This window comes from Afipia sp. Root123D2 (assembly GCF_001425835.1).
Classification (GTDB): domain Bacteria; phylum Pseudomonadota; class Alphaproteobacteria; order Rhizobiales; family Xanthobacteraceae; genus Afipia.
The window spans coordinates 21,717-37,596 of record NZ_LMDP01000001.1; the positions used below are offsets into that span (position 1 = coordinate 21,717).

At 58.5% G+C, this 15,880-nt stretch carries 17 protein-coding genes; 11 read left to right on the forward strand and 6 right to left on the reverse strand.

Translation table 11 applies throughout. From position 1 onward, the window contains the following. Positions 1 to 42 precede the first annotated feature (42 nt). The 4 genes from tnpB to ASC80_RS00110 all read right to left on the reverse strand — a co-directional run bounded on the left by tnpB (position 43) and on the right by ASC80_RS00110 (position 2,094). The gene (gene tnpB / locus ASC80_RS00100; RefSeq protein ID WP_056291637.1) at positions 43 to 402 is read right to left on the reverse strand and encodes an IS66 family insertion sequence element accessory protein TnpB; all 360 of its coding nucleotides are present in this window, start codon (positions 400 to 402) and stop codon (positions 43 to 45) included. Next, positions 399 to 659, reverse strand: coding sequence for a transposase (locus ASC80_RS24685; protein ID WP_162244561.1), 261 nt, complete (start codon positions 657 to 659; stop codon positions 399 to 401). The genes tnpB and ASC80_RS24685 overlap by 4 nt, the downstream gene beginning before the upstream one ends. Positions 660 to 712: 53 nt before the next feature. Then, entirely contained in the window at positions 713 to 919 is a 207-nt protein-coding gene (gene tnpA / locus ASC80_RS23940; protein WP_056291640.1) for an IS66 family insertion sequence element accessory protein TnpA, read from the reverse strand. Between the two features lie 494 nt (positions 920 to 1,413). Next, entirely contained in the window at positions 1,414 to 2,094 is a 681-nt protein-coding gene (locus tag ASC80_RS00110) for a GntR family transcriptional regulator (protein WP_056291643.1), read from the reverse strand. A 21-nt stretch (positions 2,095 to 2,115) separates the two neighbouring features. On the opposite strand from ASC80_RS00110, the gene ASC80_RS23405 reads away from it, so the two are divergent. The 9 genes from ASC80_RS23405 to ASC80_RS00150 all read left to right on the forward strand — a co-directional run bounded on the left by ASC80_RS23405 (position 2,116) and on the right by ASC80_RS00150 (position 11,319). Continuing rightward, positions 2,116 to 2,268 (forward strand): hypothetical protein, encoded by a 153-nt coding sequence (locus ASC80_RS23405; protein ID WP_156464195.1) that lies wholly within the window; start codon positions 2,116 to 2,118, stop codon positions 2,266 to 2,268. Between the two features lie 349 nt (positions 2,269 to 2,617). Further along, the gene (locus ASC80_RS00115; protein ID WP_056291646.1) at positions 2,618 to 3,601 is read left to right on the forward strand and encodes an ABC transporter substrate-binding protein; all 984 of its coding nucleotides are present in this window, start codon (positions 2,618 to 2,620) and stop codon (positions 3,599 to 3,601) included. A gap of 143 nt (positions 3,602 to 3,744) precedes the next feature. Beyond that, positions 3,745 to 4,551 carry an ABC transporter ATP-binding protein gene (locus tag ASC80_RS00120; protein WP_244487150.1) on the forward strand — a complete coding sequence of 269 codons (807 nt, stop codon included), beginning with the start codon at positions 3,745 to 3,747 and terminating at the stop codon, positions 4,549 to 4,551. A gap of 11 nt (positions 4,552 to 4,562) precedes the next feature. Beyond that, complete coding sequence (locus ASC80_RS00125) at positions 4,563 to 5,381, forward strand: ABC transporter permease (RefSeq protein WP_056291649.1); 819 nt, start codon at positions 4,563 to 4,565, stop codon at positions 5,379 to 5,381. A 146-nt stretch (positions 5,382 to 5,527) separates the two neighbouring features. Further along, on the forward strand, positions 5,528 to 6,343 hold the full coding sequence (locus ASC80_RS00130) for a putative hydro-lyase (protein ID WP_056291652.1): 816 nt from the start codon (positions 5,528 to 5,530) through the stop codon (positions 6,341 to 6,343). Positions 6,344 to 6,373: 30 nt separating this feature from the next. Further along, positions 6,374 to 7,972: a gamma-glutamyltransferase family protein gene (locus tag ASC80_RS00135; RefSeq protein WP_056291656.1), complete on the forward strand. Its 1,599-nt coding sequence runs from the start codon at positions 6,374 to 6,376 to the stop codon at positions 7,970 to 7,972. A 22-nt stretch (positions 7,973 to 7,994) separates the two neighbouring features. Next, entirely contained in the window at positions 7,995 to 9,242 is a 1,248-nt protein-coding gene (locus ASC80_RS00140; RefSeq protein ID WP_244487151.1) for a diaminopropionate ammonia-lyase, read from the forward strand. A gap of 13 nt (positions 9,243 to 9,255) precedes the next feature. Continuing rightward, positions 9,256 to 10,470 carry a M20 family metallopeptidase gene (locus ASC80_RS00145; protein ID WP_156464196.1) on the forward strand — a complete coding sequence of 405 codons (1,215 nt, stop codon included), beginning with the start codon at positions 9,256 to 9,258 and terminating at the stop codon, positions 10,468 to 10,470. A gap of 102 nt (positions 10,471 to 10,572) precedes the next feature. After that, positions 10,573 to 11,319 carry a GntR family transcriptional regulator gene (locus ASC80_RS00150; protein WP_244487152.1) on the forward strand — a complete coding sequence of 249 codons (747 nt, stop codon included), beginning with the start codon at positions 10,573 to 10,575 and terminating at the stop codon, positions 11,317 to 11,319. Positions 11,320 to 11,349: 30 nt separating this feature from the next. On the opposite strand, the gene ASC80_RS00155 is transcribed toward ASC80_RS00150, so the two are convergent. Further along, positions 11,350 to 12,123: a CoA-transferase subunit beta gene (locus ASC80_RS00155; protein WP_056291664.1), complete on the reverse strand. Its 774-nt coding sequence runs from the start codon at positions 12,121 to 12,123 to the stop codon at positions 11,350 to 11,352. Next, a complete protein-coding gene (locus tag ASC80_RS00160) occupies positions 12,116 to 13,081 on the reverse strand; it encodes a CoA transferase subunit A (RefSeq protein WP_056295353.1) in 966 nt (321 codons plus the stop codon). The genes ASC80_RS00155 and ASC80_RS00160 overlap by 8 nt, the downstream gene beginning before the upstream one ends. A 169-nt stretch (positions 13,082 to 13,250) precedes the next feature. Between ASC80_RS00160 and ASC80_RS00165 the strand changes: the two genes are divergently transcribed. Further along, a complete protein-coding gene (locus tag ASC80_RS00165; protein WP_244487153.1) occupies positions 13,251 to 14,309 on the forward strand; it encodes a zinc-binding dehydrogenase in 1,059 nt (352 codons plus the stop codon). Between the two features lie 131 nt (positions 14,310 to 14,440). Beyond that, the gene (locus ASC80_RS00170) at positions 14,441 to 15,814 is read left to right on the forward strand and encodes an acetate--CoA ligase family protein (RefSeq protein WP_056291667.1); all 1,374 of its coding nucleotides are present in this window, start codon (positions 14,441 to 14,443) and stop codon (positions 15,812 to 15,814) included. Positions 15,815 to 15,880 lie beyond the last annotated feature (66 nt).

The window sequence follows — 15,880 nt, forward strand, 5'->3', positions numbered from 1 at the left end:
CTCGCCGCTTTGCTTGTATGATCGAGTCAATTGGTCGCAGCGTCAGCCCGCGATTGTCGGACGCCACCGCTGTTCCGGCGCGCGCCAGTCCACGCCTTCGATCAGTAGCGACAGTTGTGCCGAGGTCAGAGACAGCGTCTCCTCCGGTTTGACGCTCGGCGGCCATAAGAAGACGCCGTGTTCGAGCCGTTTGGTGAACAGGCAGAATCCACTGCCATCCCAAAATATGAGCTTGATCAGGTTGGTCCTGGTGCGGCCCCGGAATACGAACAGGTGGCCGGTGAACGGATCCTGATGCAGGACGCCTTGCACCAGCATCGCGAGGCCATCGATACCTTTGCGCATGTCGATGTAGCCCAGGGCCAGATGCACCTTGACGTTCGGAGGGAGCAGGGTCGTCATGACGCTGGCCTCTCGACGCTCAGGGCCACATCACTGATCTCGACGGCGACAAATGGCGGCGGACTCAGCTCCTGCTTCCATCGACACAGAATCCGGCGATCGATGCCATAGCGGCGCGCCACCTCTGAGACGCTGGCGTCGGGTTGCGCTGCCTCATCTAGAATGCGGCGTTTGTCGGCTTCACCGAACCGCCACCGATGCCCCTCACGCGGCCGAGGAACAATGGGACCTTCCGGCCGCGAGGAGGGATAAATCACATGACTTAGGTTGTGACTAAGGGGGTGACTAAGACTGTGACTTAGGGTGTGACTTAGGCCACGGCGCCGGTAGAGCAATTTGCGTTCGGCAGCTGCGGCTCGGCTTTGAACTTCGCCCGCCAGTTGCCGAAAGCCTTCAGCGGGATGTCTTCTGCTTCGCAATATTGACGCTGATTCAAATCGCTGCGCTTCCACGCCTCGTGATGTGCCCGCCAGAATGCCTCATCCCGACGCGTCCACGCTCCGTTCTCATTCGCCATCTCACTCTCCTCATTTGCAAATCGAGAGCGAGAACAGATCGTGTTTACGGGTTACACAAAGTGTGTGAGAAATGGACGGTTACTACGCTGCAAATAATTTCCCTGTTCGGCAGAAAATATTCCCTGTTAGGGTCCGAAGAATTCCCTGTTCGGCAAAGCAGGGAATTCGACTGTATCTCCCTGACTTCTAGGGGGAATAACCCGTCCAACTGGCCGCTCGAGCCACGATTTTGAAGAATTCCCTGTTATTTTCCCTGATAGCAGGGAATTTGCACTGGAGACCGGTTCGCATTCGACTGCCTCCGCCACCACCCCTTCTTCCCCCGATCGCCAATATTGAAATCGATATAAGCAAGGCCGTCTCTGCGCGATTTTTCTGGTATCGGCAGTTGGGGCGAGGCGTCGTGGCTATTTTGGTCCGCCGGGTTTCTGCGAATACGAGAGCTCGCTGAAATCGAGATCCAGGTTACGTCCGCCAATGAAGCGCAGCGAATTCATTTATTCTGGCTTGCCCGTCTCACTCGATCCCGGTCGCGCAGGAATTCCGCAATTTCAGAGCCCGTTCCAGCGACATGACGTTCGATCAGTCGCGTTGCCCCTCTGACGTCACCTAACAGCGTCGCTTCGAGCAGAGCGCGATGCTCGTAGCGGTCCTCGTCCACGGTTCCGACAAGTGTAGCTTCGACGCGGAGGTATCTTGCCGCCGCATCGATGTATTGACCGATCAGCTTTTGCAGCCGGTCGCCGGCCGCAGCCGACAACGAGAGATGGAACGCACGATGCGCGCTTGACGCCTGCTCGGGTGCGGCCTGCTCGAGGGCTTGCAGGGCGGCGGTGGCATCCGCTTTCTGCCGCTCGTCCATACGAGGGACAGAGCGGCGCAGTGCCAGGGATTCCAGCGCCGCGCGAATATCGAAAATCTCCAGCGCGTCGTCCGGATCCAGCGGGGCGACCACGACCCCCCTGTTGGGACGATTGATGACGAGACCTTCCGCTTCGAGCGAGCGTAACGCTTCGCGCACCGGCATCCTGCTGACACCGTAAACCGCCGCAAGCTCTTCCTGCCGGATAAGGCTGTGCGCCGGCCGAGTGCCGTCCAGGATCGAGTTGCGAAGGCTTTCCAGAAGCCAGGCGGCGGTCGAAACCGGTCGCTGTACGTTGATTGTGTCGGTCATACGTGGATACTGGATCCGTTTGTGGTCAATTTGCAAGCAATTGCCGCTCTCTGGGCGACAGATTCGGTTGAAGCCGAAACAGAAATCGAATCTCCAGGCGCTGCATTTGATTTCACGACGTTATCACAGATTGGTGGAGAAAAGCCGGTCTTTCCCTCGATTTGTGTTCTGTGAGCGGGGTTTTCTCTACACCTCGGCTCGTTTCGGCGAGAGTGGTCCGGAAATTGCTTTTCATCTTGGATCCAGAATTGCCGCCCGGTGTGGCGTCTGACTCGATCAAGAGCGAAAAGGAAGAGCACAAATGAGTATTGGTTTTATTGCGTTTCTCGATTTTAGTCGTCGATCGCGGCGAATACCGCTTGCAAATGAAAAATCTTGGATCCAGTATCCCAAACCACGCAAGGATGCTTTCTCGCTGATCGAAGTCATAAACAGGACCGGTCAGCAGGGTGAATGTGTGCGGCAATCGCCGCTCATCGACACCAAGACATCAGAATCAGATCCCGCGATACGGAGGAAACCAATGACTTGTTTTCGATCATTTTTGGGATGCCTGTCGGCCCTGCTGTTCTCCTCGTTGCTGACCGTGCAGGGCGCGCACGCAGCCGACAAGCTGACATTCGTAACGGACTTCGGATATTTAGGCCGCCACGCCTATTACTTTGTTGCGCTCGAGAAGGGCTACTACAAGAAAGCCGGTCTGGACGTCGACATCGTCCGCGGACAGGGCTCGGCGGATGCGGTGAAACAAGTCGCCGCCGGCACGGCGCAAATCGGCTTTGCCGATGCCGCTTCGGTGATTCTCGGGCGCGCGAATGACGGCGTTCCCGTGAAGATCGTGGCCGAGGTTTACGCCAAGCCGCCGCACGCGGTTTTCACCCTCGAAGGCTCCGGGATTACCAAGCCAAAGGATCTGGAGGGCAAGAGCATTGCCGACTCCGCATCGAGTTCGCTTCCCAAGATGTTTCCCGCCTATGCCAAGGCTGCCGGCATCGACGAGAAGAAGGTGAAGTGGGTTTTCGTCACGAGTGATGCAATCGCGGCCACTCTGGCCCTCGGGCGCGCCGACGCGGTGACGTATTATACCATCAGCGAAGCCCTGATGCAGAAGGCGGTCGCGCCGAAAAAGCTCGTCATCATGAAGTTCTCCGATGTCGGAATGGATTTCTACAGCAACGGCATCATCGCAAGCGACGAGGTCATCAAGTCCAAGCCGGAGATGGTCCGGCGGTTCGTGCAGGCGACACTGCACGGCTTGAAGGACGCGATTGCCGATCCCGAAGCCGCAGCCAAGATCCTGAACAAGTATCAGCGTCAGATCGATGTCGAGATCGGTACCGCGGAAATGAAAGTCATCTCGACTCTGGTGCAGACGCCGCCGGAGCCATTGGGCGCCGTGGACAAGGCTCGGATGCAGCGAACCATCGATCTCGTCGCGGGCTCGTTCGATCTGAAAAAGCCTGTGTCGATTGACGACGTGTTCGCGGACGGCTTCGTCGCCAAGTAATCCGACCGCGTAGACTCGTCTGATCCTTGAAGCTCTGATGCGGCGACGCATCAGAGCCGGGGTTGAACTCAACGAGATAATTAAAAGGCTGCCGGCAGATGGGTAAGAGCCAGACTATCTCTCTTTTTTCCCGGAAATCGTCCATGGAAGTGTCCGACATGCGCATTCAGGTCGCAAGGTCGTCGGATCGGCCTGCTGACAAGGTCGTGATAGAGAAACTGCACAAGACGTATTTGACTTCAAGCGGCAGAACGGTCGCCCTTCAGGACGTCAATCTGACGATCGGGAAAGACGAGTTCATCGCTCTCGTCGGTCCATCGGGTTGCGGAAAATCGACGCTGCTGCGCGCGATCAGTGCTCTCATCAAACCGTCGAAGGGGCGGATTCTGATTGACGGCACGCCGCTGACGAGCCCGAGCAATCAGGTCGGTATCGTGTTTCAGCAGGCGGTCTTGCTGCCCTGGCGAACGGTGCTGGACAACGTGCTTCTGCCGGCCGAAGTGCTCCGTCTCGATCTCACCAAGGCGCGGGTACGTGCGCGCGAACTTCTGAATATGGTGGGATTATCGGGTTTCGAGGCGAGATATCCCGGCGAGTTGTCGGGGGGTATGCAGCAACGCGCTGCGATCTGCCGCGCGCTTATCCATAATCCATCGATGTTGCTGATGGACGAGCCGTTCGCGGCGCTGGACGCCTTGACGCGTGAAGAGCTTGGACTCGAACTGCTGCGGATCTGGGACGTCGAAAAGAAAACGATCGTTTTCGTGACCCACAATATATCGGAGGCGATTTTGCTGGCCGACAGGGTGGTCGCCATGTCGCCCCGTCCCGGACGGATCTCGGAAATTATTTCGGTGGAGCTGCCGCGTCCGCGAACGCTCGACATGGAATTCTTACCGGAATTCAAATCCTACTCGGATCGCATTCGCGCGGTCATTGGTCACGGCTAGGGAGTGAGACGATGACTGAACATGCAATCACGCAATCCGATGCCGACGACATTGAAGACGAAGTCATCAACGAAGGTCGCTGGTCGATCAAGGACAGCATTGCGCCGCTGGCAACATTTGCCGTGCTCGTCCTGATCTGGGAAGGGTGCGCCATTTACTTCAAGGTCCCCACCTGGCTTCTTCCGGCTCCGTCGGAGATTGCCAAGGCCTTTGTCGAGTGGCGTGGTGAGTTGTGGCAGCATACGCTTGTCACGCTCTATGAAACCCTTGTCGGATTCGCGCTGTCGATCGTGCTGGCGATTCCGCTCGCGGTCCTGGTGGTTTACTCGCCGTTCCTTCGCAAGAGCATCTATCCGCTCCTTCTTGGATTGCAATCCGTTCCCAAGGTCGCGATCGCGCCCTTGCTGGCGTTGTGGATCGGGTTCGGTGTCTTGCCGAAGATTCTGGTCGTGTTTCTGGTCTGCTTCTTTCCGATCGTCGTTGCGACCGCTACCGGCCTGACATCGGTGCAGCCGTCCGTGATGGATCTGATCCGTTCGTTGTCGGCCAATCAGTTTCAGACGTTCGTGAAGATTCGCTTTCCCACGGCGATGCCTCATATTTTCGTCGGCCTGAAGATCGCAATCACCTTTGCCGTGATCGGCGCGGTGATCGGCGAATTTGTCGGCGCGGAATCGGGCTTGGGATATCTCATCCTTGCATCGTCGTCACAGGCGCGCACGCCAGTCGCCTTTGCCGCGCTCGTCGTACTGACAATCATGAGCATCGTTCTTTATTACGCGATGGAGTTCATCGAGAAGCTCGCTGTTCCGTGGGCTGTGAATGAATAACGAACGACGGGTGCAAGCGGAGACTTTCCTACCGAACTGAGGCCGACAGGTTTCAATTCGCAGTCATAAATGAAAGCACTGTGGCGGCGAGCCCCGGCATCATTGACCGGAAACGGTCGTGCGAGTGGTCGTGAAGGAGTAGTGACATGAAGCAGCAACTTCAGGCCGGCAACGCCGGTTGGGATCGCAACAATCCGCGCGAGGTTCGGCATGCGTCCCGCAGCATGGGTTACACCGGCTATACGGCCGGGCTGGCGCCGGGCCATGTGCAGGCGAACATCTGCATTCTTCCCAAGGCGTGGGCGGAAGACTTCCTGCTGTTCTGCCAGCGTAACCCGAAGCCCTGCCCGTTGCTGAGCAGGTCCGATGTCGGCAATCCGCATTTGCCGATGCTTGCCGACGATCTCGACATCCGCACCGACGTTCCCCGCTATCACATTTTCAGGGATGGCAAGTTCGTCGAGGAGGTCACCGACATCTCGGCGTATTGGCAGGACGATCTTGTCACCTTCGCTCTGGGCTGTTCGTTTTCCTTTGAGGAGGCGCTTCAGGAAGCCGGAATTCCGTTGCGTTTCCTGTCCAATAATAACGTCGCAGGTGTCTACGTCTCGAATATGCCAACCGAGTCTGCAGGGCCGTTCGAGGCGCCGCTGGTCGTCACCATGCGGGCGTTTCGTCCCGCCGATGCCATTCGTGCGATTCAGATCACCTCGCGATTTCCGAATGTTCACGGCGCGCCCGTTCATATCGGCGACCCTGCCATGATCGGCGTCGATCTTGATAACCGGTATCAGAACGTGGGCGACGGCACGGTTGCCGATGGTGAAATTCCGCTGTTCTGGGCTTGCGGTTTGACTCCGCAGTTCGCCGTGATGAGCGCAAAACCATCGCTGTGCATCACGCATGCGCCATCCTCGATGCTGGTAACGGACTTGCGAAACGCAAGTCTCGCCGTGCTCTGAAATCCACTGCCGGGATATGGACGTAGTACGATGACCGTTTATCGCGATTTCGAGCAGCCGGGGAGATCAGAGGCCGTTGGTGCAAACGGAATGGTCGCAACCTCTCATCCGAGGGCGACGCTTGCCGCGCTTGACGCTTTGCGGGCTGGCGGGAACGCCATCGACGCAGCCGTCTGTGCCGCCGCGGTTCAGGCGGTGGTCGAGCCGACGCAGACCGGCATCGGCGGAGATTGTTTTGCCTTGTTGATGCGTGAAGGCGATACGGCGCCGACAGCGCTGAACGGCTCGGGCTGGACGCCCGAGGCGGCCGGCCTCCATTGGTATCGCAACAATGGAATCAGCGAGATCGAGGTTGAAACCCCGCATTCCGTAACCGTGCCCGGCGCCATCGCAGCATGGGAGAAGCTCGTCCTCGATCACGGCCGTTTGCCGTGGGATCGCGTTCTCGCGCCTGCCATTGAAGCGGCTGAGGACGGAAGCTGCGTGCCGGAACGGCTTGCGCGCGATTGGGGCAAGCAGGTCGGCAAGCTGACACGAAATCCAGAGGCGGCACGGCTGTTCCTGTTCGATGGTGACGGCCCGCGTGCCGGCGTGATCCATCGGCAGCCCGCTCTGGCCAAAACTCTTCGTGCGATCGCGAAGGGCGGAGCCAGGGCATTTTACACCGGGGACATCGCCGACAAGCTGGTGAAGACCCTGCGCGGTCACGGCGGCCTGCATCGTCCTGAAGATTTCGCGGAGTTCTCACCCGAATACGTGACAGCCATTTCAACGAATTATCGCGGCTTTGACTTGTGGGAATGCCCGCCGAATGGGCAAGGGATTGTCCCCATGCTCATGGCGAAAGCGCTGGAGGGGTTCGACCTGTCGAGCTGGCGTTCCGTGAGCGTGGAGCGGTTTCACGTTCAGGCGGAAGTTGCCCGACAGGCTTATGCCGAGCGTGATCTTTTCGTTGCGGATCCCCGGACCGGAAAAATCCCTGTCGATTGGCTGCTATCGGATGAGCACATCCGAGGCCTGCGGCAGAACATATCGTTGACCGGCCGTATCGCGAACATCGAAACGGTTCTTCAACGTCCGCATCGCGATACTGTTTTCATCTCGGTTGTCGATCGCGACCGTATGGCCGTCTCGCTGATCAATTCTGTTTTTGAGGATTTCGGCTCGGGAATCGCCTGCGAGAAAACGGGCGTCCTGTTTCACAATCGCGCGTCGTCATTCGTGCTGGAGGATGGACATCCCAACTGCATCGCCGGCCGAAAGCGGCCGATGCATACGATCATCCCCGCGATGCTGGCGAAGGATGGCCAGGCGGTTATGCCGTTTGGCGTGACGGGTGCGCACTTTCAGCCGTTCGGACAGGTCCAGATTCTGACGAACGTCGTCGACTATGGGATGTCGGTGCAGGCAGCGATCGACCACCCGCGCATGTTCGCGCGCGGCGACACTCTGGAGATCGAGCGCAGTGTGCCGGAAGAAATCGCCGTCGGGCTGACGAAACTCGGTCATCGGGTCACACGGCCGGAAAACCCATTAGGCACGGCGCAAGCCATCTGGATCGATCGTGAGCTTGGCGTACTGCGCGGCGGAGCCGACGGTCGCCGTGACGGAATCGCCCTCGGTTATTGATCGGGCATCAACATCATCACCAATGAAGGAAATGGCGGACGATATGAGCGTCATCAAGTCTAATACGGTTCAGTTGCTGAACAACCCGCGAAGCGATCGTTCCGTTGCGTATGACGCCGGCGGACGAGCAGACATTCTGAGCGACAGCGCTTTTCAGGTTGCGCGGCGGGAGATCATGTCCTGGCCCGGCTACAGCGAGACGCCGATCAGAATCCTGCCCAAACTCGCTCATGCCATCGGTGTGAAGCAGATCATCTATAAGGATGAAGGCGAAAGGTTCGGGCTCGGCAGCTTCAAGGCACTCGGAGGAGCTTATGCGGTCCTTCGTCTTCTGCAACAGGCAGTCAAGGAACGGAAAGGCGTCGAGGCCGGCAGCAAGGATTTCGTCTCAAGATCGTTCTCGGACTTGACGTCGGAAATCACCGTGACGTGCGCCACGGATGGAAATCACGGCAAGTCGGTCGCGTGGGGTGCGCAGAAATTCGGTTGCCGCTGTGTCATCTACGTCCACGCTGGCGTCAGTGAAGCGCGGTGCCTTGCGATCGCGAATTATGGCGCGGAAGTCAGGCGCGTTGCGGGGAACTATGACGATGCCGTAAGGCAGGCCGCGAGCGACGCTGCCAAACACGGGTGGCACGTGGTCTCGGATACGTCGTACGAAGGGTACGTCAGTGTTCCTCGCGATGTGATGCAGGGCTACAGCGTCATGGTCGAGGAGGCGCTGGGCCAGTCGCCAGCAAAGCCGACTCACGTATTCGTTCAGGGTGGCGTGGGAGGTTTGGCCGCGGCGGTCTGCTCGCACCTTTGGCAGCGCTATGGCGCGGAGCGTCCGAAGTACATCGTTGTCGAGCCCGACAAGGCGGATTGCCTCTATCGCAGTGCAGTGGCAGGCAAGCCGACGGTTGTCCACGGCGCTCTTGATACGATCATGGCCGGACTTGCTTGTGGCGAGGTTTCCCTGCTTGCGTGGAAAATCCTGGAGCCGGGCACAGATGCGTTCATGACGATCACGGACGAAGCTGCGGCAGAGGCAATGCGGATTCTGGCTGATGCCAGGTTCGGCGATGAACCGGTGGTGGCCGGCGAATCGGCGGTCGCAGGTCTTGCGGGATTGGTGCTTGCAGCAAGCGATGCCACTAGCCGGGCCAGTCTTGCCCTCGGCCCGGACAGCGTCGTGCTGTTGTTCGGCACCGAAGGCGCAACCGATCCCGAAGTCTATCAACGGATCGTCGGACGCTCCGCGGATGTCGTCAAAGCTGCGGCTGCGTAAACGAGGTCGATCAATGTCGAATCTGGATCAGTTCCTTCAGGCGATCGATGCTGAGGTTCAGGCCGAACACGAGACTCTGATCGATCTCTGCCGCCAATTCGTCGAAGCACCAAGTGCCAGTCCCCCCGGCCGCACGGTCGAGGTGGCTCAGATCGTGGAAAAATTTCTCAATGCCGGCGCGATCGAAACCGAGATCGTGGCTGGGGATCCGGAGGCACCTAACGTCGTCGGGCATGTTTGCAAAGGGCAGGGCCGTCACGTCGTGTTCAACGCGCATATGGACACCATGCAGCCGGGCGACGAAAGCAAATGGTCGGTGCCGGTTCTCAAGCTGACGAGGAAAGACGGCCGTCTTTACGGTCTCGGCATGGGCAACATGAAGGGCGCGCTCGCGGCGATGTGCGTTGCTTCGGTGGTTTTGGCGCGTCACAGAAAATCCCTTCCGGGCAGCCTCAGCATGACGGCTGTCTGCGATGAGGTGATGTTCGGCGAGAGAGGAGCCGTCCATCTTCTGAAAGCGCGCCCGGATGTTCACGGCGATTACCTGATCAGTGGCGAGGGTCCGGGATTCATGCATCTTGCTCCCGCCGAAAAAGGCTTGCTGTGGCTCGACATCGAGACGACAGGCGACGGGGGGCATTCCTCCGGCGCGCTTCGCGGGAAAACAGCAGCGGCCAAGCTCGCCGGCCTTCTGACGCGTATCGATGGAATCAATGACTTGTATGCCGATCTCCCGCAGGAGATTGCCGGCATCTCGGGAGGAGACGGAAATCTGGGCCTGCGTGTTTCCCTCAATGCGGGGACGGTGGAGGCTGGTGGTGTGCGTAGTCTCATTCCGACGAAGGCGCGCGCCCAGATCGATATTCGCCTGCCGCCCGGGATCACCGGAGCGGAGATCGAGCAAAAGGTTCGGCTCGCCGCCGAGAATAACCCCGATATTGAAATCAAAGCGGTCAAGGCATGGGATGCGAACTGGACGGCACTTGCCAACCCGGTTGTCGCAGAACTCTCGGCGGCCGCTGCGACGGTTCGCGGTGAAGCGCCGCAGCTTGTTGTCCGTCTGCCTGGCAGCGATGCCCGGCGATGGCGAGACCTCGGCGTTCCGGCCGCCTGCTACGGTCCGCAACCGACTTTATCTGCCGGCGTCGATGACTTCGCCGGCGAGCAGGATGTTCTCGATTGCGCACGGGTTTATGCACGCACCGCCGTCCGCCTCATGCAAAACTAGACGAAGACGCTACCGTCAATTGCGGAGCAATTGGTGTTTCCGGCGGAATCCATTTACAATCGGTTCTGGTGTAGCATCAGCTCTGCCAGAACCGGTATTCAATTGAGCCCAACAGCGGTGACTAAACGTCCAGCCGGAAAAAAGCGCAAGGCCAACTCCGGCCCGGTCCGGCATTCGATCTTCGAGCTGGCCGCGCCGGACAGAAAACCCGGAGAAGTGCTGGGAGACTACGCTTATCGGGTTCTCCGTGAAGCTATTCGGGCAGGGGTGTTCGAGTCCGGAGATCATCTCCGTGAGGCTGACGTTGCGAGCTGGCTGGAAATCAGCAGGACGCCTGTGCGGGAGGCATTTCACCGGATTGTCTCCGAGGGTCTGCTGGTCATCGGCTCCTGGAATGGTGCGATGGTCGCGCAACTGGATGCCCAGCAGCTTGTGGATCTTTACGCAGTCCGAGCCTTGCTAGAAGGCGCTGCGGCGAGTCTCGCCGCAGAACATGCGTCGCGGGTCGAGATCAAGAATCTGTTCGCGATTGCCGACAAGGAGAAGGCAGCCAGGAACGATCCGGCAGCTCTTGTCATCATCAATGCGGAACTGCATCAGGCGATTTATAGCGCTGCGCATAATCGCTATCTGCTTCAATCCCTGAACACCATTGTCGATACCTTGGGCCTTCTGCGTCACTCCACATTCGTCCTGCCGGGCAGCATCGAACTGGCGCATAAGGAACATCTGGGAATTCTGCGCGCGATCCGGGACGGCGACTCGAAAAAAGCCGAAGAGCTGGCCTCCGCCCATATTAACAACGCGCTCGAATTGCGTTTGCAGCTCCTTCAGGAAAAGAAAAAATAGCTCTTCAGGACCGGTCCGCTTCCCGAGGCGTCAGGATGTCAGCACGCCATCGGGATCGAGTTCCCGGAGAATACGAAGCTCGGCCGGCGTCGGTAACTCTGAGACCGGCAGATCTTGATCGAACAAGAGATCGAAGCCGGTATTATCCTGAACCTGAGACGCCGAAATCCCCGGGTTCAGGGCGATCACTTTCATTTCCCGGGAACGCTCGTCAAAGCCGAAGATCGCAAGCTCGGTCACGACCCGGAAAGCCCCGCCGCTCTGCAGTCCACTTTCCTCGCGGGTGGACTGTCCACGAAGCCAGCCGGGACTCGTGACAAAGTCGACGCGTTCAACGAAGCGACGTTTCTCATGCTTCATTGCGACAATGAGGTTCGTGAGGCTGGCAATATCGTTGCCGCCGCCGCTTCCCGGCAAACGGATCGCTGGCTTGCTGTCCGTTGCGTGTATCACCGAGCTGTTCAAATTTCCGTATTTGTCGATCTGTGCGCCGCCCATAAAGCCGACATCGACATATCCGCGCTGCAGCAACAGCAGAACTTCCGAGCTGCCGAGGACCATGTTCGAGCGTTTCGCTCCGCGCTGATCATTTGTCGATGGCGGAAGCTTTCCTGGCTCAACCAGAGCGCCAATCGTTCCGCCCTCAAAGAGAATGGTAAGATTCGGGCAGTGCGCGCGCTGGGCGAGCGCTGCAGCCAGAAGAGGAATTCCGATACCGGCAAAAACAACCTGGCCGTTCTTGAGCTCGCGTGCGCTCAAGATCGCGAGGTGCTCATTGATGGTGAATTCGGCGAGCTTAGTCATTGTGAAGGCTTCTCCCGCGTTGCGCAGCGCTCAGAACCTCTTCGAGGCCGATCAGGTTCAGATAATCATTCCAGGAGCGGGGAGCGTGGATGTATTCGTCGAGGTAGCTTTTCATTCCGCTTATCGGATCAGAATTCACTTTCCGCGCGTAAGCGTCCAGATGATTCATCATGGGCTCGTAGACGCCGTAGCATTCATGCGGTGCCGCCCCGAACGGAACCTCGACGACTGCATCCACGCAAAAAAACGGAATTTTGGTCTGGTCGGGCGCACGCCGGATCTGATCGTTGGATATGATGCGCTCGGTGGTCAGAATGACCTTGTCGGCAGCCATCGCAAGATCGATGTCCATGAACTGCAAACCTTCGATGCGGGCATTTCCGTAAGCATCGCAGCTGTGGACATGAATAATCGCGACATCGGGATTGAGCGCGGGGACGAGAAGTATCTTTTCTCCCGTGAAGGGGCAGTCGATCACCTGCGCCTCAGGCCGCGAACCAAGAACATCGGATCCCAGCATCGGCCGCATGGGCATGAAGGGCACACCCATCGCGCCGGCACGGAAGCGCATTCCGATGGCCAGATGACTCCATTCATCGTAACGGGCTCGGCCGCTCTCGATGTGTTCTCTCATGACCTTCGAGATGCCCCACATGATTCCCTGGCTGAACCAGCTGGTGATGATGTGGTTGCTCAATCCGGAGCCGAGCAGCAGGTCACCCTCGCTGGTGGTGATGGAGCGTGAGCAGACAAGATCGCTGCGTCCGCTTCTGATCAGTTGCCAGATCATCGCCATCGGCGTGCGCGACATCATGCTTCCGCCAATGCCGACGGACTGGCCATCTGTGATCAGGTCCGCTGCATCCTCGAGCGACATCACCTTTTCGCGCAGGCTGCGATCTCGTCGGGACAGGCTTTGTCGCAGGTCCGAATACGATCGTGCTTTGTCCAGATGCATATTGCGGCTCCAGGTTTTTTCCATTGCAGCACTGTTGACCGGATTTGTCCGTTTGAAATTGCCGGCGTGGCTGGTATTTACTTTGGTATAAATTAGTATACAAAATTTACGAGGGCGCGCAACTCGCCCTTTTGAGCAACGGAAGCGGAACCGAGAGAGGAGCGGGCGGATGATCCCCAAGATGATGAAGGCGGCGGTTTACGATCAATACGGCGGGCCGGAAGTGCTCAAATACACTGAGGTGCCTACACCCCAGCTTGAGCGGGAAGAGGCGCTTGTCCGGGTCCATGCGGTTGGCCTCAATGGCTACGACCTGATGGCGCGGTCCGGTCGCTACAAGCCGAACAAGGGAAAGTTTCCCCACATTCTGGGTGGCGATTTCGGCGGCGAACTCGTGGCTTTGGGACCGGAGACGTCATCCGACATTCCGTTGGGAACCCGCGTTACGAGCTGGTGGGTCGTCCCCTGCGGCAAATGCGAGCAATGCATGGGCGGTTTCCCAAACCGGTGCTCGCGAAATTATCGCTATCTCGGCGCGCATCTGCCGGGCGCTTATGCTCAGTACATCAAGCTGCCGGCTCATCACCTGATTCCGCTGCCTGATACTGTCACTTATGAGCAGGCGGCGGCCTTTCCGAACGCCTTCGGGACGGCCTGGCACATGATCGTGACGCGCGGAAATGTGCGGCCTGGCGAAACCGTGCTGGTAAATTCAGCGAGCTCCGGCGTCAGCATGGCGGCGATCCAGATCTGCAAGAATCTCGGCGCATATGTTTACGCGTCGTCAAGCGCCGACTGGAAGCTGGAGAAGGCGAAGGAACTGGGTGCGGACGAAGTCATCAATTACAACGAGACGGACTTTGTCGAAGAAATCATGAAGCGCACGAAAAAGCGCGGTGTCGATGTCGTCATCGAACATGTCGGCGGAGATTTTCTGGGAAAATCGGTTCGGTGTCTGACACGAGGAGGCCGTGTTGTGACGGTCGGCGGCACCAAGTCCTACCAGTGCGATATCGAGGTGCATTATATCTTCCACAAGGAGCTTCAGATCATCGGCTCGAACAGCGCAACCAAGCTCGACCTTGAGGCGATGATGCCGATGCTTGGCGCAGGAAAGCTCAAGACGATAATCGACAAGGTCTTTCCTCTCGAACAAGCCGCCGAAGCTCACACCTATCTCGAATCTGCAAAGCAGTTTGGGAAGATATTGTTACGCGTGGAGCACTGACCATCTTCCCGGCGAGACATGACTGGACGGCGGCGGCGCATGATGTGTTCCGCCGCCGGGAGGGCGTGAATGCGCGCCATTGACCTACCGACGACAGCTATCTGTTGCAGAACGAACCCCGGAGAAAATCCATGCGAGACATTCAGCCGCTCGTGGCGCCGCGCTCCATTGCCGTCATCGGCGCTTCGACCAATCCCAATAAGTCCGGTGGCGTGTTGTTCAGTAACTTGCTGGGAGGCAACTTCCAGGGCGCGCTGTATCCGATCAATCCCGGCGCTCCGGAAGTCATGGGCAAGAAGGCATATGCCAATCTTTCGGAGGTCCCGGAAGCCGTCGATCTGGTTTACATCGTGCTGCCGAGTCAGCACATGGAGGCCGCCATTCAACAGTGCGTCGATGCAAAGGCGCGTGCGGCCTGCATCATTACCGCGGGATTTTCCGAAGCGGGGCCGGCCGGACGGATCGCACAGGACAAGCTGCGGGAGACCGCGCGCCAGGCCGGTATATTGCTGGCGGGCCCCAACACGATCGGGATGATCAATACCGATTGCGGCATGATGGGCAGTTTCGTGAATTTTCCCCGATGGGAAAAAGGCGGCATTTCTCTTTTTACCCAGACGGGAATTTTCACCGGCGCGGTGATGCGTCAAATCATGGATTCGAATGTTCAACGGCCGCCGATTTCAAAGAGCATCGATGTCGGCAACAAGATTGACGTGGATGAGGTCGACTTTCTTGATTTCGCCGCAGGTGACGCAGGCACCAAGGTGATTGGGCTCTATATCGAGAGCATCAGAAATCCCGACGCCTTCCTGGAGAAGGCGAGAGCGCTTCGCGGAATCAAGCCGATCGTACTCCTGAAGCCCGGAAGAACGGCGGAAGGGCGAAAAGCATCGGCCTGCCACACCGGGTCGCTTCCGTCGGATAATTCGCCGATCGACGATCAGATTCCGGAATGCGGAATCCTGCGAACGGAAGACGAGGATGATTTCGTAAACACGCTGCGTGCTCTCGCCATGCTTCCGAAAGCCAAGGGAAAACGGGTCGGGGTTGCGACGACGAGCGGCGCTTTGGGGGTGATCGCGGCCGATCTGATCGCAGACCACAATCTCGAACTGGCGACCTATGACGAGCTGACGATTGGCCGGATGGCGACCATCTATCCCGAATGGCTGGCTCCGTCCAACCCGTTCGACTTCTGGATCGGCATCGATGTGAAAGGATCGAAGGAGGCTCACCACACAGGCCTTCGCGCGGTGTTCGCCGATCCCAACGTGGATCTCGTCCTTTGCACCTTGCTGGCTCCTCCGAATGCCGATTTCCCCGAAATGGGGGATTTGCTCAGAACGCTCCGGCGTCAATACAATAAGCCGTTTGCATTGGTGCCTTATGGAAGCGCGGCGGCGCGCTGGACGGAAGAGGTCGAGGGCGCGGACATTCCTGTCTATCCGACCGTGCGAGCAGGTGTTCGAGCGCTGGCGATGGTGGCCCAGAGCAGCGTCTAAGGCCGCATCGCTGGAACGCGAGTTATCTGACCGGCGAACTCTCTCGATCGCGCAGGCTGATCGCCC